The organism is Mesorhizobium sp. Ca11, assembly GCF_020165275.1.
GTDB lineage: Bacteria > Pseudomonadota > Alphaproteobacteria > Rhizobiales > Rhizobiaceae > Mesorhizobium.
Genome location: NZ_JAIUHU010000008.1, coordinates 37835 through 56662, shown reverse-complemented (window position 1 = coordinate 56662; position 18828 = coordinate 37835). Strand labels below are relative to the sequence as shown.

The window sequence follows — 18828 nt, the reverse complement described above, 5'->3', positions numbered from 1 at the left end:
CAACGCCAAGTCTGCCGCGGCTTGTCATCGCGCATGCGCTTCTCCACGATTGCGGCACACGGCTCCCAAGCACCGCTAGGATCATGAGATGAGTGACACTATCCCCGCCATCGACATCGCGCCGCTGTTCGGCCCGACTTCGCCCGCACGCGACGAGGCCGACCGCCAGATCTTCACTGCTGCCTCTGGCATCGGCTTCATGACCGCGCGCGGTTTTCCGGGCGCGGAGCTTCTGACGCGCGAGCGGCGCGGCGAGCTCCTGAAGATCTTCGATTTGCCCGATGCGGAAAAGCGGAAGCTGCTGCGCTGGAATTTCGACCCGTCGAAATCGAACTATTATCGCGGCTGGTTCCCGCTGCAGCCGACTGCGGTGTCCTACAAGGAAGGCATCGACATGGGGCCGGACATCGCCCATGCCGACGCCGGGTTCGCGCCCGACGATCCGCTGCTCGAGCGCACGCCGCTTCCCGCCGAGGCCGATGTTCCAGGATGGAAGGCGGCCGCCGCGCATTACTACCGCTCGATGGAGAAGGTCGGCGCGGCGCTGATGGGCTCGATCGCGCGCAGCCTCGGGCTTGAGGACGGTATTTTCGACGGCCATTTCCGGGGCGGCATCTCGACGCTCAGGCTGATCCGCTACCCGCTGCGCAGCGAGGACGGCGCGGTCGACCTGTCGAAGCCTGAATATTGGGTCATGCACAAGGGCGAGCGGCGGCTGGTCATCGGCCGTGAGCATGCCGATTCCGGCTTCGTGACACTTTTGGCGCAGGACGGCGTCGAAGGCCTGCAGGCCAGGCGCCATGCCGGCGAATGGATCGACGTGCCGGCCGCCGACGGCTCGCTGGCGGTGAATTTCGGCCAGCTGCTGGAACGCTGGACGGGCGGCGTGGTGCAGGCGACGCGCCACCGGGTGATCGCGCCGAAGACGGCGCGTTACTCCATTCCCTTCTTCTATGAGCCGCGCGTCGACGCCGAGATCGCGCCGCTGCCGATCAAAGGCGCCAGCGACTTCGCGCCGTTCCTCTATGGCGATTACCTGTGGGAGTCGGCGACCAACTTCGTCGAGATGGCCGGCGTCAAGACTTTGCGCAAGCCAAGGCGGCCGGCCGCCGCTTGAATGCCAATGCCTGCCGAGAGCGCGGCAGAAGCTCGATGATGAAATGGCGAGGGGTGGCACTGGCGCGCAACCAGCCCAGCACCGAAGGGTCGAGGAAATTCCAGTCCTTCAGCGGGCGGATGCGCGACCCGCGCCGGGGGCGGGTGAGCAGCAGGCCCTTGGCCGACAGGATCTTCACCGCTTCGCGCGCGGCCCTTCGGCTGGCGCCGAAGCGGGCGCAGATCTCTTCCTCGCCAAGCAGCGTCGCGCCGGACGAAAACAGCCCGCCGAGTATCTCGCGGCCGAGGCTGTTGGCTATGTCATCCGTCACCGATGAGGTCTGGTTGCCCGCCATTTGTCCCGGCCCGTTCGAGTCTGCCGCCGAGTGTTACACGTGCGGGATCGACCGCACCGACTAATTGCCAGGGCGGCACAGCCCGCTTGTTAGTCCGATTTATCAGATGAATCGGTTGAATGGAGCCGGGCTTTGCTGCTAGCTGTGCGAGGAACAATCCCGGCACCCCTGCTCAGCAACACTTTGCTGCTCGCCGAGGCCCGCAAGGTCAAACTGGCCAGCGACAAATCGCAATCGATGAAGGTGCAAATTGCGTTCGACTGATTATCTCGGCCGTCTCTTCGGCCTTGAAGGCCGGCATGCCTTCGTCACCGGCGCCAGTCGCGGGCTGGGGCTCGCCTTCGCGGAGGCATTGGCTGCCGCGGGCGCACGCGTCACCATCGGCGGCCGCAAGGCGGACGAGTTGAAGGCCGCCGGCGACCGTTTGCGCGCCGAAGGCTACATGGTGGCGGAAGCGGTTATCGACGTGACCGACACGCAGTCGGTCGACGCGGCAATCGCGGCGAGCGAAGCCGGCACCGCGCCGATCGACATCCTCGTCAACAATGCCGGCATCCAGCGCCGCGCGCCTCTGGAGACCTTTTCCGATGCCGACTGGGAAGCGCTAATGGCGACCAATCTCGACGGCGTGTTCAAGGTCAGCCGGGCGACGGTCAAAGGGATGATTGCGCGCGGCAAGGGCGTGATCATCAACGTGTCGTCGGTGCAGAGCGCGCTCGCCCGGCCCTCGATCGCGCCTTACGCGGCGAGCAAGGGCGCCATCACCATGCTGACCAAGTCGATGGCCGGCGAATGGGGCCAGCATGGCGTGCGCGTCAACGCGATCGCGCCCGGCTATTTCAAGACCGAGCTCAACGCAGCATTGGTCGCCGACGAGAAATTCTCCACCTGGCTCGCCGGCCGCACCCCGATGCGGCGCTGGGGCGATGTCGAAGAGTTGGCGGGCGCGGCGCTGTTCCTGGCGTCGGATGCGGCAAGCTTCGTGACGGGACAGACGCTGCTGGTGGATGGCGGGATCACGAGCGTGTTGTAGAGGCCGCCCTCACGCGGACCCGTGTCTCAAACCGGCAAGCTCGTCTCCCCCACCGACGGATGCTGCTCGACGGGCGGATCGATCTTGGTGTCCTTCGCGAACCCAGTCAGCACCCTGTCCATCGACAGCCTGCCGGAACCGGCGAGCGCCAGGATGAACATGCCGCCGGCAATGGCGAGGTCCTTCTCGAAATGCAGCAATTCGTTCTGGCTGACGAAGTTGGTGTGGAAGAGGCCGGCCGTCATCAGGCAGAACAGGCTGAGCCCGATCGCGCCCAACCGCGCCAGGATGCCGAGCGCCACCGAGAGGCCGGCGCCAAGCTGCAACGCGATGGTGGCGAGAAGCAGCGGCGTGCCGACGCCGAGCGCGGCCATCGCCTTCTCAGCGCCCTCGAAATGGGTCGCCAGCTGCAGGCCTTCATGCACGAAGATCAGCGACAGCAGCAGCCGGCCGGCAAGCAGGACGACATCCCTGGCGTGAAGTTTTTCGGCAAGTTCGATCGGTGTCATAGTCGGGTCCAGTCTTTGGAAACAGGCAGTTTAAAAAATGGCGGTCGCCCGCGTCCACGCAGGTGCGCTTGAGATTGAAAGATCGGAGCCGGCGCGAGGGAGAGGAACGCCGGCTCCGGTTTTCGGGCGCTACCGCCGTGGCGTCCAAAAGGTGGTGAGCTCTTGCGAGCCGCCTATTTCGTCACCTTGGTGGCGATCGCCTGCTTGAGGTCGGCAAGCTCCTCGCAGCCGGCAGGGCAGAGCTTTTGCAGTGAGGCGAGCTGCTCGCTGGCCTTGGCCATGTCGCCGGTCTCGACATAGAGCTCGCCCAGATATTCATGCGCCGCCTTGTGGTCGGGCTGAAGCTCCAGCGCCTTGGTGTAGTAGGTGAGCGAGGTCTGGTAGTCGCCGGTCTTGCGCAGCGTGAAGCCGAGCAGGTTGTAGACGTCGGCCTGCTGCGTGTCCTGCGCGAGGTCGCGCAGGTCGGCCAGCGCGCTTTGATAGTCCTTGGCCTCGATCTTGGCTTTCACCGCCGTCAGGTCCGGCGCGTCGGCGCCTTCGATGTCGTCCACGGCATAGGCCGGAACGGCGATGGCGATCGGGGCCGCCGTCAAGACCGCAATGGCACCGAGCACTGCGAAAAGTGCGTGTTTCATTGTAGCTGTCGCTTTCTGTTCAAGATCCGATTCAAATCAGATCTGGGTTGGGGTGAAGGCGTAGGCATTGCCGTCCTTGACGAAGTTGCCTGTGCCGGGGAACGGAAAGTGCGAGCCGCAGATGCGGACATTGTCGGCAATCACCTGGTCGATGATCTTATGGCGCGTGGCGATCGCCATCGGCCCGTCCTGGTCGTAGGCGCCCTGCCATTCGGGATGCGGGGCGAGCAGCGCCGGCACGTACATGGTGTCGGCCGAGACGAGGAACTGCTCGGAGCCGCCATCGACATGGTAGACGGAATGGCCGGGCGTGTGGCCGGGCGCCGCCATGATGCGGATGCCGGGCACCACTTCAGTGCCGTCATCGACCAGCTTCCAGTTCTTCCATTTCGGGAAGTTCTCGGCGATGCGCTTGCCCGCGGGCTTGCGACCCTCGGGCAGCTTGGCCAGCCGGCTCGGATCGGTCCACCAATTATACTCGGTGGCGTTGACGATCAGCTCGGCATTCGGGAACACCGGATCGTTGGTGCCCTTTTCCATCAAGCCCCAGACATGGTCCGGATGGAAATGCGAGATCATGATGGTGTCGATCGCCTTATAGTCGATGCCGGCCGCCTTCATGTTGGCCGGCAGATGCGTGGCGTTGGCCTGCCATTGGCCGACGCCGGAGCCGGCGTCCATCATGATGGTGCGGCCGTTCATCTTGAGCACCACGACGGTGAGCGGGATTGGCATGAATTCCGTCGTCAGTCCCGCCTTGGCGAGTGCCGCCTTGGTGTCGTCGATCGACACGTCCTTTATGAAGGCCGGGTCGTGCGGCTTGCGCCAGATGCCGTCATAGATCGCGGTGACTTCGAGTGACCCGACCTTGTATTTGTAGAAGCCGACCAGCGGCTCGACCGGGGTTTCGGCGTAAGCCGCGGGCGCGAATTCCAGCTTGCCGGCAATGCCGAAGGCGGCAGCGGCGGCGGCGGATCCCAGCACCATGCGACGCGTCATGTTGAACATCGGAAATCTCCTCTAATGGCTGCGGGTTGTTTCAGGTTTCAGGCGGTAGTCCATTGGTTTGCCGCATGTCGTTGTCCCAAAACCGCTGCGCACTTTTGGGCGACATGCAGGGAATGGCGGAGGGCCCGGTGCTGCCCTCCGCCGAGACTGCGGAAACCGGCGCCGACCGGTCCGACTGAAGACCGACCGGCTCCGCGGAGATCAGGACTTGTGGTTTTCCGACCCGGCGAGGCGTGCCTTCCCCGCCGCGATCAGAACCCTTCGCCCCGGGCTCCGGAGCGAGGACCTTTCGGTCCCGCCGGCTCAGTGACCCCAAATGCCCTGGCCGGGCTCTTCCGCAGCAATCCTGGCCGCCGGCTTCGTGACGTGGCGGGCCATTTCGGGCCTCGCGATGGAGGCGGTGGTGGTGGTGTCGACGACGGCAGCCTGCTGGCCGCCATTCGTCCAGGAGAAGTGGTCGCTGCCGGCAAAGGCGCTGCCGGTGACAACCAGGATGGCGACTGCGGCAAAGGCGGTTCTGTTCATGTGCGTATTCCTTCCGGGTAGGTTGATGCGTGCCTTGGGAGGATGGCCCTCGCTACAGCCAAGACCCGGAAGGCCCGGGCTTTATTCCCCGGGGGCGGAAAGAATTTTTTGGAGGCAACGGAAGATCACGATTTTTGCGCGATGAACGGCCCGGTTAGCCGGCGTTAATCATGGCTTGAGTTTGTTGGCTCAAGGCAAGCCTCCAGGCCGCGAATGGCGCAACTTGAGGCGGGCATGGAAGTTCTAATTTAAGCACTTTCCTTTAACTCCGATCGATGGCGCATCGTCCTCCGATCGACGGAGCGTCGCCCAGGAAAGCTATTCGGGTTGAATTGACCGCGACAAATTTCAACATCGGTCGTATCAGGCAGGCCGTTTTCTCTTCCGCCAACGTGCCGGCGGCGATTGCCTTCGTCGTGCTCATGATCTGCGCGATCTTCGTCGACCAGCAGAACAAAACGGTTTCCGATCAACTCACGCGCGCCGACGTCCTCTACAAGGTCAACATCATCCGCGCCAAGCTGGAAGGAAACATCAACGGCAATCTCCAGCTGGTTCAGGGCCTCGTCTCGGCCATCGTCACCGAGCCCTATATGGGGCAGCAGAGATTTGCCTCCCTCGCTGCCAATCTCTTCAAGCAGAAATCGCAGCTGCGCAACATTGGCGGCGCGCCGGATCTCGTCATTTCGCTGATGTATCCCATGGAGGGCAACGAGAAGGCGATCGGGCTCGACTACCGCAAGAACGAGGCGCAACGCTTGGCGGCGCTTAGGGCGCGCGACCAGCGCATATCGGTGCTTGCCGGTCCCGTCGACCTCAGGCAGGGCGGGCGCGCCTTCATCGGCCGGATCCCTGTCTTCGTGCCGACAGCGGGGGGCGGCGATCGCTTCTGGGGCCTTGTCTCGGCGGCTATCGACATCGATCGGCTCTACGCCGCAAGCGGCCTCACCGACCCCGGTCTCGACATAGATGTGGCGCTTACCGGAAAGGATGCGCTTGGCGGTGGCGGCCAGCGCTTCTTCGGTGGCGCCGACATCGTCAAGAACAATCCGGTGACGGCAGAAGTGCAGCTGCCGTTCGGTTCCTGGCAGATATCGGCAATCCCCAAGGGCGGTTGGCCGACCGTGCCGAAGAATGAGCGGGTCTTGCAGGCGCTCATGGCGCTCGCCGCTGTGCTGGTGGTGCTGCCCATCCTGGTGGCCGGACGGCTGTTCGGCGAAAGGCAGAAAAACTATGCCGAATTGAGGCGCCTGTCCGGGAGGCTGGAACTGGCTCTGGAGGCTTCAGGCATCGGCGTGTGGGAGCAAGACCTCGTCACCGACGAGTTGCTGTGGGACGATCGCGTCAATGAGATCTACAGCAAGCCCGCCGACGGGAAGCCGCGCGGCTACGACGACTGGGCACTGGCGATCCACCCCGAGGATATCGCGCGGGCACAGCGCGAGTTCGACCTTGCCGTGGCTGCAAAAGGTCCCTACTCGTCGCAGTATCGACTGCTTCGCCCAGACGGCACCGTCCGCCATGTGCGGGCGCGTGCAAGCTACTTCCAGGACAGCGACGGCACGCCGAAGATGGTCGGGGCCGAATGGGACGTGACCAGCGACGTTCTGCTCAACGAGAATCTGGTGCGTGAACGGCAATTGTCGGAATCGAAGAATGCCGAACTCAAGACCGCCAAGGCGCGCATCGAGCATGTTGCGCTGCACGATTCGCTAACAGGCCTGCCCAATCGCCGTTACCTCGACGAGATGCTGGCCAATTCGCCCGAGGATCGCACTGCGCTGCTGCATCTCGACCTCGATCGCTTCAAGCACATCAATGACACGCTCGGCCATGCGGCGGGCGATGCCATGCTCATGCATGCCTCGAAGGTCATCAAAGCCAACGTCCGCGCAGGCGACTTCGTGGCGCGCATCGGCGGGGACGAGTTCGTTGTGGTGTGCCAAGGGCGCGATGACAATGAGCTCGCCGCGCTCGCGGACCGTATCATCGAAGAGATGCGCCAGCCGGTCGACTATAAAGGCCACCAATGCCGGTTCGGAGTCAGCATCGGGATTGCCGCGCTTAGCGGCGTCGATGCAAAGCAGCTGCTGGTCAACGCCGATCTCGCGCTCTATCGAGCCAAGAGCCGCGGTCGCAATCGTTATGAGTTCTTCAACGAAGAGCTGCAGAGCGAGATCGTCAGGACCAAGCAGACCGCGGACGAGATCCTGGGCGGGCTGGAGCGCAACGAATTCATCGCCTACTACCAACCCCAGTTCGATGCCAAGACCCTCGAGATCGTCGGCGTCGAGGCGCTGGCTCGCTGGCGCCATCCAAGACGCGGCATCCTCGCCCCCGACATCTTCCTCAAAGTGGCCGAGGAATTGAATGTGGTCTCGCTGATCGACCGCATGATCCTCGAACAAACGCTGCAGAATTTCCAGCGCTGGTCGCGCGACGGTCTCAACATCCCGCGCTTTTCCGTCAACGTCTCGGCAAGAAGGCTGGAGGACAAAGACCTCATCAACGGCCTGCGCAAGCTGCCGATCAAGGAAGAAACCGTCTCATTCGAGCTCGTGGAATCGATTTTCCTGGACGAAAATGACGAGCTTGTCGCTTGGAACATCGAGCACATCAAAGAACTCGGGATCGACATCGAGATCGACGATTTCGGCACGGGCCATGCATCCGTCGTCAGCCTGCTCAAACTGCAACCGAGCCGTCTCAAGATCGACCGGCAGCTCGTCACGCCGATAACCGGCTCGGCGGCGCAGCGGCGGCTGGTATCGTCAATCATCGAGATCGGCAAATCGCTCGGCATCGGCGTCGTGGCGGAAGGCGTCGAGACGATGGAACATGCGCGCATCCTGAAGGACCTCGGCTGCGACATCCTGCAAGGCTACGCATTCGGGCGCCCGATGGACGCAAAATCCTTCAGGACCTTCGCCATATCGCGCAAATGGCTGGCCACGGCATAGTGGACGATGCGAGCTGCCGTTGACAGCACCGCCGCCGGCCGCGCGGGTTGTCCAGCAACGATAGGACAGCCTTGTCGAGAGTGACAGGAGCTGTAGTCATCGAACTGTCACACCAGGCGGCAACCTCCATGCTAGGTTTGCCGTGGCCGCCCCCCGCGACCCCGACCGCATCAAGAGCCGGCGAAGCCGCCATGAACATCGCCCTTCCCGCCGAAGGCACCGACCTCTCGCCCTATTTGCCGGACGAGCACGGGCTGTTCTTCATCTACCATTTCAAGGCCGATGGAAGCCGCACCAAGGATCCAGCGGAGGCGCATTGGAGCTGGCGCAGCTACCAGATCACCGACATGCGCGCCCGCCAGGAGATCGGCGCCGAGCAGGCCCTGCCGGCGCCGGTGCGCGATGCGTTCCTGTCACCCAGCCATGGCTGCCAGATCGATTTCGAGGACGACTTCCTCTATGGCGACCTGCCCGACCTCAGGCACGATTTCGCCGAGGCGCGCGGGCTCACCCATTTCCGCTTCGCCTTCAACGACAGGATGCTGATCGGCGCCCGCAAGCAGCCGCTGGAATCGGTCGACAAGATCCGCAAGCTGGTGGAGAGCGGCGCGCGAAAATTCCGCACGCCGGCCGAGCTGATCGAGGCGGTGATGGGCCAGTCGCTCGACGGCATGTCGGCCGAGCTCGACAAGATGGGCGACACGCTCGACGGCATCGAGGACCGCATCGTGTGCGACGCATGGCACAATGAGCGCCAGGCGCTGGTCGACGCACGCCGGCAGCTGGTGCTGATCCACCGGCAGATGGCGACGCTCACCAGCCTCTTCCGCCATCTCGACCATTCGCATCGCAACGAACTGCCCGACCCCATCAACGACATGGCGACCAGGCTCTCGCACCGGGCGCACACGCTGCATCACGACGGCGAGCAACTGCAGGCGCGCACACGCCTGTTGCAGGACGAGCTGATGGCCAAGCTGACCGAGCAGTCGAACCAGCTGCTCTATATCCTCTCCGTCATGACGGCGGTGCTGTTGCCGATGACCATCATCTCCGGGCTGTTCGGCATGAACGTCGGCGGATTGCCGCTGGTCGGCACGCCGCTGGGATTCTGGGTGGTGACGGCGATCTCGGTCGTCATCGCCGGCATCATCTATATGTTCGTGCGACGGCTGGGGCGCGTGTAGCGCTTCAGGCGGTCCCCCGCAAATCCTCGACGATGGTGCCGGCGGCCTGGACCTCGGCTTCGTGGCCGGGCTCGCGCCACGTCTCGGCAAGTCCGGCCGCGTACCATTCGCGCATGGCCGGCAGGTCGAGCAGCCGCCGCGGATAGTTAGCCGCTTCGCCTTCGAAAGTCAGGCCATAGGACTGCGCCCTGAATACAATCGGAGCAAAGAAGGCATCGACGGCACCAAAACGGTCGCCGGCCAGGAAAGGTCCGCCGAAACGCGCAAGGCCGTCGTTCCACAAATCTCCCATACGGAAGATATCGTGCTTCAGCGCGCCGGACATCGGCAATGGCGCGACGCGCACGCCGCAGCTCATCGGGCAGTCATTGCGCATCGCGGTGAAGCTCGAATGCATCTCGGCGGCGGCCGAGCGCGCCCAGGCGCGCGCCTTCGCCTCCGCCGGCCAGATGCCCTGGTGGCGTTCGGCCAGGTATTCGACGATCGAGAGCGAATCCCAGACCGCCCAGCCGTCATCGATAAGGCAGGGCACCCGGCCGTTGGGCGAGAATTGTCGGTAGAAATCGAAACTCGATCCGCTCGGGAACGGCGTCAACCGCTCCTCGAAGGGAATGTCGAGGACGCGCATCAGCAACCACGGCCGAAGCGACCAGGACGAATAGTTCTTGTTGCCGATATGCAGAACGTACATCAGTCCCCTGCCCTGTTTGTTGCAACCCTAGACGGAAAACCGTCTCGGACTTTTCCTGGAAGTTACTTTATCGCGGGCTCCGGCTGGCGGACCTCGCGGCCCCTGAACATCGACCATGAATACATCGCCAGCGCCGTCCAGATCAGCGCGAAGGCGATGGCTTGGGTGGTGCCAAACGGCTCATCGAAGATCAGCACGGCGATCAGGAACACCATGGTCGGCGCGATATATTGCATGATGCCGATGGTGGACAGGCGCAGCAGCCTGGCGCCGAAGGCAAACAGCAGCAACGGCACTGCGGTGACGGGACCGCAGCCGATCAGCAAGGCCGTGTCGAAACGGGTGCTGGAGATGAAATGATCCTGGCCGGTGGCGATCAGGTAGACGATGTAGCAAAGCGCCGGCACCGAAAGCAAAAGCACCTCGAGCAGGAAACCCTGGCTCGGGCCGATCGGCAGCGTCTTGCGGAAAAAGCCATAGGCGGCAAAGGAGAAGGCGAGCGCCAGCGATACCCATGGCAATTTGCCGGCCTCGACTGTGAGCACCGTCACCGCGATCGTGGCGAGCGCCACCGCGGCGATCTGCAGCCTGTCGAGCCGTTCGCCGAGCAGAACGGCGCCGACGACGACGCTGACCAGCGGGTTGATGTAATAGCCGAGCGCCGTCTCGACGGTGCGGTCGACCGCGATCGCCCAGACATAGATGCCCCAGTTGACCGAGATCAGCACTGCCGTCAGCGCAGCCATGGCAAGGCTTTTCGGCGAGCGGATCGCCGCCTTGAAGTCGACGGTGCGGCCGGCCCAGATGAGCACCGCCGCGGCGATCGGCACTGACCAGACGACGCGGTTGGCGATCACCTCGGCAAGCGGCAGATGCGCCACCGCCTTCATGTAGAAGGGCAAGAGCCCCCAAAGGAAATAGGCGCCAAGTGCCAGGAGGAAGCCGCGGCGGGCTTTGGCATCCTGATCGAGATCGGCTGTAGCGGTGACCATGGCCTAACGCTATGGCCCAGCGGAGCGCCCAAGACCATCACAAAATTATGATGGATCAACGGAGTTTTGGTGATGGTTCAAGGAGGTCGCAGTTCCTCGCCCCACGGAGTGGGGAGAGGTGGCCCGGCGAAGCCGGGACGGAGAGGGGTCAGCGCCGCGGCTGACAATCACCGCTTCGGGTAAGCATTCTGGTGACCAACCTCGCGCCCTCTCTTGCTTCGACTCTGGCTTCGCGAAGGTCGCCCCCTCTCCGTCCCGGCTGCGCCGGGACACCTCTCCCCCACTTTGTGGGGGCGAGGAAGGGCGGCGGCCTACTCCGCCGCCACCAGCCCGGCCATCTCGCGGTTCTTCATCAGCTTGTAGACGATCGAATCCATCAGCGCCTGGAAGGACGCGTCGATGATGTTTTCCGACACGCCGACCGTCCACCAGCGGGCTCCAGTGGAATCGTGCGATTCGACGAGAACGCGGGTGATGGCCTCGGTGCCGCCGTTGAGGATGCGCACCTTGAAGTCGGCGAGCTCGAGGTCGACGATCTCGCTCTGGTACTTGCCTAAATCCTTGCGCAGCGCGATGTCGAGCGCGTTGACCGGGCCGTGGCCTTCGGCCACCGACATCTTCTCCTCGCCGTCGACCTCGACCTTCACGATCGCCTCGGAGACGGTCTTCAGATTGCCGTTGGCATCGAAGCGGCGCTCGACCATGCAACGGAAAGAGGTGACGTTGAAGAACTCCGGCAGGCCGTGCAGCATCTTGCGGGCAAGCAGCTCGAAGGAGGCGTCGGCGCCCTCATAGGCATAGCCCTCAGCCTCGCGCTCCTTGACCACTGCAATCAGCGCGTCGAGCCGGTGATCGTCCTTCGGCACGTCGATGCCGCGCCGCTTCAGCTCGGCGAGGAAATTGGCCTTGCCGCCCTGGTCCGAGACCATGACGCGACGGCGGTTGCCGACGGCTTCCGGCGGCACATGCTCATAGGTCGCCGGCTCCTTGGCCAGGGCCGAGGCGTGGATACCGGCCTTGGTGGCGAAGGCGGAGGAGCCGACATAGGGTGCCTGCGCTTCCGGCGCCCGGTTGAGCAATTCGTCGAAGGCGCGGGAGAGCCTGGAGATTCCGGTCAGCGCCTCGGTCGAAATGCCGGTTTCGAAACGATCGGCGAAGGCGGGCTTCAGCGAAAGCGTCGGGATGATGGAGATGAGATTGGCGTTGCCGCAGCGCTCGCCGATGCCGTTCAGCGTGCCCTGGATCTGACGCACGCCGGCTTCGACGGCGGCGAGGGAATTCGCCACCGCCTGGCCGGTGTCGTCATGGGCATGGATGCCGAGATGATCGCCCGGGATGCCGCCGGCGATGACCTTTTCGACGATGGCACGTACTTCCGAAGGCTGCGTGCCGCCATTGGTGTCGCACAGCACCACCCAGCGCGCGCCGGCATCGTAGGCGATTTTGGCGCAGGCCAGCGCGTAATCCGGATTGGCCTTGAAGCCGTCGAAGAAATGCTCGCAGTCGACCATGGCCTCCTTGGCCGAAGCGACCGCCGCCTCGACCGAGGCCTTGATCGATTCGAGATTCTCCTCGTTGGTGCAGCCGAGCGCAACGCGCACATGATAGTCCCAACTCTTGGCGACGAAGCAGATGGCGTCCGACTTCGACTGCACCAGCGCCGCCAGCCCCGGGTCGTTGGAAGCCGAGACCCCTGCCCGCTTGGTCATGCCGAAGGCGACGAATTTCGCGCTCTCAGTCCGTTTCTTCTGGAAAAACGTCGTGTCGGTCGGGTTGGCGCCCGGATAGCCGCCCTCGACATAGTCGATGCCGAAGTCGTCGAGCAGCCTGGCGATCGCGATCTTGTCCTCGACGGAAAAGTCGATGCCTGGCGTCTGCTGGCCGTCGCGAAGAGTCGTGTCGAAGAGGTAAAGGCGTTGCTTGGTCATGGCTGTAGCTCGAAAGGCTGCGATCCTTCGCCGTGGAGAGCGACGTGCATCACTATTTCCCCGCGAACCGATCGGTCGCCCGGATCAGCCGGTCCAGTATCCCGGGCTCCGAATAGGCGTGACCTGCGCCCTCGATGAGGTGGAAATCCGCCTTCGGCCAGGCATTGTGCAGCGCCCAGGCATATTTCGCCGGGCACGGCATGTCGTAGCGGCCGTGGACGATGGTGCCGGGGATGTCCTTCAGCTTCCAGGCGTCGCGCAAAAGCTGCCCCTCCTCCAACCAGCCGGCATGGACGAAATAATGGTTCTCGATACGGGCGAAGGCGATCGCGTAGTCGTCCCGGGCGAACGGGTCGCTGGTCTCGGGCTCGGGAAGCAGCGTGATCGTCTCGCCTTCCCAGATGCTCCAGGCACGGGCGGCCTCAACTTGAGCCTTGCGGTCGGAGCCGACCAGCCGCCTGCGATAGGCGGCCATCATGTCGCCGCGCTCGGCCTCGGGGATCGGCGCCAGGAAGCGCTCCCATTTGTCAGGGAACATCTCGGAAACGCCGAACTGATAATACCATTCGAGCTCGGCGCGGGTCAGCGTGTAGATGCCGCGCACGACGAGCTCGCTGACACGCTCGGGATGCGTCTCGGCATAGGCGAGCGCCAGCGTCGAACCCCAGGAGCCGCCGAACACCAACCATTTGTCGACGCCGGCCATCTCACGCAGGCGCTCGATATCGGCGACGAGGTGCCAGGTGGTGTTGGCCTCCAGCGAGGCGTTGGGTGTCGACTTGCCGCAACCGCGCTGGTCGAACAGGATGACGTCGTAGAGTTTCGGGTCGAACAGGCGCCGGTGCTTCGGCGAGATGGTGCCGCCCGGGCCGCCATGCAGGAACACGGCGGGTTTGGCGCCCTTGGTGCCGCAGCGCTCCCAATAGACGGTGTGGCCGTCGCCGACGTCGAGCATGCCGGAATCGAACGGCTCGATCTCGGGGTAGAGCGTACGCAAGGAACCGCTGTGGATCGTCATAGTTTCAAGCCCTGCTGCGGCCAGTTGGCCGTCTCGTGGTCGGGATGCTGGAAGGAGATGATCTGCTCCTGCCGCCGATAGAAGTCGGGGTCGTCAAGGATCGGCGCCTCGAAGATCTTTTCCACCCAGGGCAGGCGAACCGCATAATTCACCTGGATCTGCGGCGCGAGGTCGGAGCGGTCGTCGAAAGCGCCGATGGCGATCTCCAGCGAGCCGGGCTGGCGATAGGTCAGCGGCGTGCCGCAGCGGGCGCAGAAGCCGCGGTCGATGTTGACCGAGGACTGAAAGTAGCTCGGCTCCTCATGGGTCCACTCGACGCCGTCCTTCGGCACCGTCACCAGCGCGCCGAAGAAATTGCCGAACTGTTTCTGGCACATACGGCAATGGCAGATGGACGGGCGCCCGAGCTTGCCGTGGACTCGGAAACGTACGGCGCCGCACTGGCAGCCGCCTGTTCGAACTTGATCGGTCATGGTCTTTCCTCCGGCGGCCATTGGTCGGTGTCGTGATCGGGATGCTGATAGGAGACGAGCTCGGCCAGGTAAGGCGCAGACGCGATATCGGCCATCGTGTCCTCGGACGGCAGTTTGGGGATGGCGTCGACATAGGGAAGCTTTGCTTCGATGCCCCACTGGATGGTGGGCGCGATGCCGGTCGGATCATCGAAGGCGGCGATCGCCAGTGCTGTGCCATCCGGTGCCTCGAAAGTCAGCGGCGTTCCGCATTCGGCGCAGAAGCCGCGCCAGACGGCGTTGGACGAGCGGAAGCGCTTCGGCTCGCCGCGCGTCCAGTCGAGCGTGGCGCCGCGCACCGAGACCAGCGGCAGATAGAAATTGCCGCTCGCCTTCTGGCACATGCGGCAATGGCAGACCGAAGCGTCACCTAGCGCGCCCTCGACACGGAAGCGCACGGCGCCGCACTGGCAGCCGCCTGTATAGACCGGCCGGTTGTCGAGGCTCATCGCTCACTCCTGATCATGGGCTTACTCCGCATCATGGCAGACCGCCTCGACATTGTTGCCGTCGGGATCGAAGACAAAGGCGCCGTAATAGTTGAGGTGGTAGTGCGGCCTCAGGCCCGGCCCACCATTGTCCTTGCCGCCTGCGGCAAGCGCTGCCGCATGGAAAGCGTCGACCTCGGCGCGGCTGCGTGCGGTGAAGGCGACATGCTGAGTGGATTTGGGCTTGTCCCTGCTATCGCTCAGCCAGAACACCGGCCGGTCGCGGCCGTAGCCGCCAACCTTGGCGCCGCCGGTATATTCTTCCGGCACCATGTAAAGCAGCGAAGCCCCCAGCGGCGCCATCGCCTTGTCGTAGAAGGACTTGGACTTTTCGAAGTTGGAGACATTGATGCCGAGATGATCGATCACGGGACGAGCTCCTCCGTTTGTGGCGCGGGTGCATCGGCCAGGCCGGCCACTATGACGATGTGCTGGCAGGCATTGTCGATATCGCGGATCACGTCGTCGTTCCAGAAGCGCAGGATGGTCCAGCCTAAAGCTTCGAGCTTCGCGGTTCGCGCTGCGTCGGAAGCCGAAACTTCTTCAAGGGCGTGCTGAGAACCATCGATCTCGACGATCAGCTTTTTGTCGGGGCAAGCAAAGTCGACGATGTATCCTGCGATAGGCATTTGGCGTCGGAATGACAGGCCCATGAGCCTATGTGCCCTGATCTCGTTCCAGAGCTTCAGTTCCGCATCTGTCATTTGCTTGCGCATCTTGCGCGCATTGCCGCGATTGGCGGGAGATACCCGATGATGGGTCATCGCGAGGCCCCCCTCTCTGTCCTGCCGGACATCTCCCCCTCAAGGGGGGAGATTGGATGTCGCCTAACCTTTCGCCAATCGCCAACGTTGGAGATGGGACGCTGTCGCCGAAGCTGCTGATCTCCCCACTTGAGGGGGAGATGCCCGGCAGGGCAGAGGGGGGCGCCTCGCGCCAACCTCTCCACTAAAGGAACATCCGCCCTCACCGCTTGATCTCCCAGGTCGTCACGCGCTCGCCGGTAACCGGATCCTTGCCGTCCTTCAGCTGCACGCCCTGCGCCAGGAGCTCGTTGCGGATTCGATCACCCTCGGCCCAGTTCTTGGCAGCGATAAACTTCAGCCGATCGGCGATCGCTTTTGCCACCGCCGCCTCGTCCACCTTGGCCGCGCCCGTATCGAAACCTAGAAAGGCAAGCGCAGTCTTCAGCGAAGCGGCGGCAGTATTCTCATTGGCACCGGTGTGCTCAACCGCCTCGCCGGCGAGCTGTGTCAGCCGCTGGAAGGCAGTGTAGGTGGCGAGATCGTCCGACAGCGCTTCCACCACCTCGGCCTGCAATTCTTTTGCCGCCACAGGCGCAAGGTCGGCGGCGCGCTTCCATTTGCGCAGCGTGTTTTCGGCTTCTTCCAGCTTGCGCACGGAGAAGTCGATCGGCTCGCGGTAATGCGTCATTAGCATCGCCAGCCTGAGCACCTCGCCCGGCCAGGCGCGGCCGCCGAAAGTCTCGGTCTCCAGCAGCTCGTGGATCGAGAAGAAGTTGCCGAGGCTCTTCGACATCTTCTGGCCCTCGACCTGCAGGAAGCCGTTGTGCATCCAGACATTGGCCATGACCTTGGTGCCGTGGGCGCAGCGCGACTGGGCAATCTCGTTCTCGTGGTGGGGGAAAATCAGGTCCAGCCCGCCGCCATGAATGTCGAAAACTTCGCCGAGATAGGCGGCCGACATGGCCGAGCATTCGATGTGCCAGCCGGGCCGGCCCCTGCCCCACGGGCTCTCCCAGCCGGGCTCTTCCGGGCTCGACAGTTTCCACAGCACGAAATCGCCGGGGTTCTTCTTGTGCGCGTCGACAGCGATGCGCGCGCCAGCCTGCTGCTCGTCGAGATTGCGCTTCGAGAGCTCGCCATAGTCGGGCATCGAGGCGGTGTCGAACAGCACCTCGCCGCCGGCGACATAGGCGTGGCCGCGCTCGATCAGCTGCCGGATCAGCGACAGCATGTCGGCCTTGCCGTCGGCGCGCGGCGCGACGAACTCGGTCGCACGCGGCTCGTAGGTGGGCTCAAGGCAACCGAGTGCGGCGACATCCTTGTGGTACTGATCGGCGGTCTTTTCGGTGACCTTGCGGATCGCGTCGTTGAGCGACAGCTTTCCGGCCGCGATGTCGCCGCCGAAGTCGCGCAGCGCCCTGGCATTTATCTTGTCGTCGACATCCGTGATGTTGCGCACATACGTGACATGGCTTTCGCCGTAGAGATGGCGCAACAGACGGAAGAGCACGTCGAAGACGATCGCCGGACGCGCATTGCCGATATGGGCAAAGTCGTAGACGGTCGGGCCGCAGACATACATGCGCACGTTGTGCGGATCGATCGGAACGAAAAGTTCCTTCGCCCGCGTCAGCGTGTTGTAGAGGCTGAGGCCCTTCGATGCGTCCGACATGCGGTTCCCGGTCCTTAATTTGGGTTCACTGGAACCGGCTCTGCGCCGACGGCGCAAATCAGGCTCCAGCCTGCTGGCCGGGGCGTTTTTTCCGATCTGGGGAAAGATGAGGCGAAAACGTCCGGACCAGCGCGAGGCTAGCCAATAATGCAAATGCCACAAATGGCGAAAGACGTTTTCATGGGCGGCTTTATCGCGCCGGCGGGTGTTGCCGTCAAGTCGCTCCGCTCAGGAAAGATGTCGTTGGGTCACAGGTAAAGACAGGCCGAAACATTTTATTAAACATGTCGGCACAGTGATGAAACATTCGCCGACTAGACCGCCAGAAGTCACGATTTGGTCGGAATCAGCCGACAAACGCTGAACACGAAACCGTTATCAGGGAGAGAATCATGGCTCGCACCAAGCAGGAACAGGACCGACAAACGCAGCCGGCTCTCGCCAGCCACTACCGCGCGATCGGCCCGGCGGCCATCGTCGCAGCGCTTCTTCACACCGCGAAGAAGAAGAAGCCGACGCAGAAGATCGTCTCGCCGCGCGCCGCCTGACAAGAACGACCGGCACGGTCCCCGATCATGGGGACGCCGGCGATGAGGGCGCAAACAAGCGCCCTGGAGATGAAGGCCCCAAAGCAGCCTCTCGAGGCGAGCAGCCTTCGCTAAAAGAGCGTCATTTGGTTTTCGTCCGCGCCGGGCTTCTGGCGCCTGGGCTTCTCGGCCTGTGGCCCGACGACGCCCCGTTCCTGAATCTCGGGCCCGGTGTTGGCGACCTTGTTGACCAGGTCTGAAACCGGAATCGCCTCGAAGAAATCGGGCTCGGCAGGTTTCAGCAGATCGAGCACGTCGCGCGGCTCCTGCGTGCGGCAATCGAGCCAGCGGGCGAAGTCGCACTCCTCGATCACCACGGGCATGCGGTCGTGGATATGGGCGATGCCGGCATTGGCCTCGGTCGTGATGATCGCACCGGTGTCCATCTCGGAACCGCCAGGTTCGGAGTAAGTCTCGATCAGCCCGGCGAAGGCAATCACCCCGCCTCGCTTCGGCCGGATCCAGTAAGGCTGGCCCTTCTTGCCGCCCGACTGCTGCCATTCGTAAAAGCCGGAGGCCGGCACCAGAGCACGGCGGTGGCGCATGGCAGTCTTGAACGAAGCCTTTTGCAGCACGCCTTCAGAGCGGGCGTTGATGAGCAGCGGAAACGCCTTGGTGTCCTCGACCCAGGTAGGAATCAGGCCCCAGCGCACAAGCATCGCCTGGCGGTCCGGCAGGTTCGAGCTCGGCTCCCGTTGCGGCCCGGCAAGCGCCATAAGCACCGGCTGCGTCGGCGCGATGTTGTAGCGCGCGGGAAATTCCTCCAGTTCCGCCAGGCCGAGCAAGGCGGCGGTCTGGTCCGGCGTGGCGGTCAGGGCAAAGCGTCCGCACATGGATCTGGGTTCTTCGATTGACGTGCCACGAAAGTGGCGATGGAACCGCCAGG

At 63.6% G+C, this 18828-nt stretch carries 21 protein-coding genes; 6 read left to right on the top strand and 15 right to left on the bottom strand.

The features are described from left to right. The first annotated feature begins 88 nt into the window (after window positions 1–88). Complete coding sequence (locus LB538_RS15835) at window positions 89–1117, top strand: isopenicillin N synthase family dioxygenase (RefSeq protein WP_224525078.1); 1029 nt, start codon at window positions 89–91, stop codon at window positions 1115–1117. Here LB538_RS15835 and LB538_RS15830 read toward each other — a convergent pair. Then, window positions 1077–1451, bottom strand: coding sequence for a FadR/GntR family transcriptional regulator (locus LB538_RS15830; RefSeq protein WP_224525081.1), 375 nt, complete (start codon window positions 1449–1451; stop codon window positions 1077–1079). The two genes, LB538_RS15835 and LB538_RS15830, sit on opposite strands and share 41 nt — an antisense overlap. A gap of 132 nt (window positions 1452–1583) precedes the next feature. Between LB538_RS15830 and LB538_RS29180 the strand changes: the two genes are divergently transcribed. Beyond that, window positions 1584–1715 carry a hypothetical protein gene (locus tag LB538_RS29180; RefSeq protein ID WP_263481625.1) on the top strand — a complete coding sequence of 44 codons (132 nt, stop codon included), beginning with the start codon at window positions 1584–1586 and terminating at the stop codon, window positions 1713–1715. Next, window positions 1702–2484 carry a glucose 1-dehydrogenase gene (locus LB538_RS15825; protein WP_224525084.1) on the top strand — a complete coding sequence of 261 codons (783 nt, stop codon included), beginning with the start codon at window positions 1702–1704 and terminating at the stop codon, window positions 2482–2484. Before LB538_RS29180 ends, LB538_RS15825 begins: the two co-directional genes overlap by 14 nt. A gap of 26 nt (window positions 2485–2510) precedes the next feature. On the opposite strand, the gene LB538_RS15820 is transcribed toward LB538_RS15825, so the two are convergent. The 4 genes from LB538_RS15820 to LB538_RS15805 form a co-directional block, all read right to left on the bottom strand. Beyond that, window positions 2511–2993: a DoxX family protein gene (locus LB538_RS15820; RefSeq protein WP_224525088.1), complete on the bottom strand. Its 483-nt coding sequence runs from the start codon at window positions 2991–2993 to the stop codon at window positions 2511–2513. Between the two features lie 173 nt (window positions 2994–3166). Continuing rightward, the gene (locus tag LB538_RS15815; RefSeq protein ID WP_224525091.1) at window positions 3167–3628 is read right to left on the bottom strand and encodes a tetratricopeptide repeat protein; all 462 of its coding nucleotides are present in this window, start codon (window positions 3626–3628) and stop codon (window positions 3167–3169) included. A gap of 36 nt (window positions 3629–3664) precedes the next feature. Next, window positions 3665–4636, bottom strand: a complete 972-nt coding sequence (locus tag LB538_RS15810) for an MBL fold metallo-hydrolase (RefSeq protein ID WP_224525094.1) — start codon at window positions 4634–4636, stop codon at window positions 3665–3667. Window positions 4637–4939: 303 nt separating this feature from the next. After that, on the bottom strand, window positions 4940–5161 hold the full coding sequence (locus LB538_RS15805) for a DUF680 domain-containing protein (protein WP_224525096.1): 222 nt from the start codon (window positions 5159–5161) through the stop codon (window positions 4940–4942). Window positions 5162–5583: 422 nt separating this feature from the next. Here LB538_RS15805 and LB538_RS15800 point away from each other — a divergent pair, with 422 nt between their 5' ends. After that, window positions 5584–8121, top strand: a complete 2538-nt coding sequence (locus LB538_RS15800) for an EAL domain-containing protein (protein WP_224525207.1) — start codon at window positions 5584–5586, stop codon at window positions 8119–8121. Between the two features lie 191 nt (window positions 8122–8312). Next, window positions 8313–9308 (top strand): transporter, encoded by a 996-nt coding sequence (locus tag LB538_RS15795; RefSeq protein ID WP_224525098.1) that lies wholly within the window; start codon window positions 8313–8315, stop codon window positions 9306–9308. Between the two features lie 4 nt (window positions 9309–9312). Here LB538_RS15795 and LB538_RS15790 read toward each other — a convergent pair whose 3' ends face one another. The 9 genes from LB538_RS15790 to cysS all read right to left on the bottom strand — a co-directional run bounded on the left by LB538_RS15790 (window position 9313) and on the right by cysS (window position 17355). Continuing rightward, entirely contained in the window at window positions 9313–9999 is a 687-nt protein-coding gene (locus LB538_RS15790; RefSeq protein WP_224525100.1) for a glutathione S-transferase, read from the bottom strand. A gap of 62 nt (window positions 10000–10061) precedes the next feature. Next, window positions 10062–10991: an EamA family transporter RarD gene (rarD, locus tag LB538_RS15785; RefSeq protein WP_224525102.1), complete on the bottom strand. Its 930-nt coding sequence runs from the start codon at window positions 10989–10991 to the stop codon at window positions 10062–10064. Window positions 10992–11302: 311 nt separating this feature from the next. Beyond that, the gene (gene cimA / locus LB538_RS15780; protein ID WP_224525105.1) at window positions 11303–12919 is read right to left on the bottom strand and encodes a citramalate synthase; all 1617 of its coding nucleotides are present in this window, start codon (window positions 12917–12919) and stop codon (window positions 11303–11305) included. A 52-nt stretch (window positions 12920–12971) separates the two neighbouring features. Beyond that, on the bottom strand, window positions 12972–13937 hold the full coding sequence (gene pip / locus LB538_RS15775) for a prolyl aminopeptidase (RefSeq protein ID WP_224525106.1): 966 nt from the start codon (window positions 13935–13937) through the stop codon (window positions 12972–12974). Further along, the gene (locus tag LB538_RS15770) at window positions 13934–14410 is read right to left on the bottom strand and encodes a GFA family protein (RefSeq protein ID WP_095767181.1); all 477 of its coding nucleotides are present in this window, start codon (window positions 14408–14410) and stop codon (window positions 13934–13936) included. Before LB538_RS15770 ends, pip begins: the two co-directional genes overlap by 4 nt. Then, window positions 14407–14898, bottom strand: coding sequence for a GFA family protein (locus LB538_RS15765; protein WP_095766961.1), 492 nt, complete (start codon window positions 14896–14898; stop codon window positions 14407–14409). Before LB538_RS15765 ends, LB538_RS15770 begins: the two co-directional genes overlap by 4 nt. A gap of 21 nt (window positions 14899–14919) precedes the next feature. Continuing rightward, entirely contained in the window at window positions 14920–15306 is a 387-nt protein-coding gene (locus LB538_RS15760; protein ID WP_224525110.1) for a VOC family protein, read from the bottom strand. Continuing rightward, entirely contained in the window at window positions 15303–15701 is a 399-nt protein-coding gene (locus tag LB538_RS15755; RefSeq protein WP_224525112.1) for an endonuclease domain-containing protein, read from the bottom strand. Before LB538_RS15755 ends, LB538_RS15760 begins: the two co-directional genes overlap by 4 nt. A gap of 202 nt (window positions 15702–15903) precedes the next feature. Beyond that, the gene (cysS, locus tag LB538_RS15750; protein ID WP_224525113.1) at window positions 15904–17355 is read right to left on the bottom strand and encodes a cysteine--tRNA ligase; all 1452 of its coding nucleotides are present in this window, start codon (window positions 17353–17355) and stop codon (window positions 15904–15906) included. Between the two features lie 392 nt (window positions 17356–17747). Between cysS and LB538_RS15745 the strand changes: the two genes are divergently transcribed. Then, a complete protein-coding gene (locus tag LB538_RS15745) occupies window positions 17748–17903 on the top strand; it encodes a hypothetical protein (protein ID WP_095766957.1) in 156 nt (51 codons plus the stop codon). Between the two features lie 110 nt (window positions 17904–18013). Here LB538_RS15745 and LB538_RS15740 read toward each other — a convergent pair whose 3' ends face one another. After that, window positions 18014–18775, bottom strand: coding sequence for an SOS response-associated peptidase (locus LB538_RS15740; RefSeq protein ID WP_224525115.1), 762 nt, complete (start codon window positions 18773–18775; stop codon window positions 18014–18016). Window positions 18776–18828 lie beyond the last annotated feature (53 nt).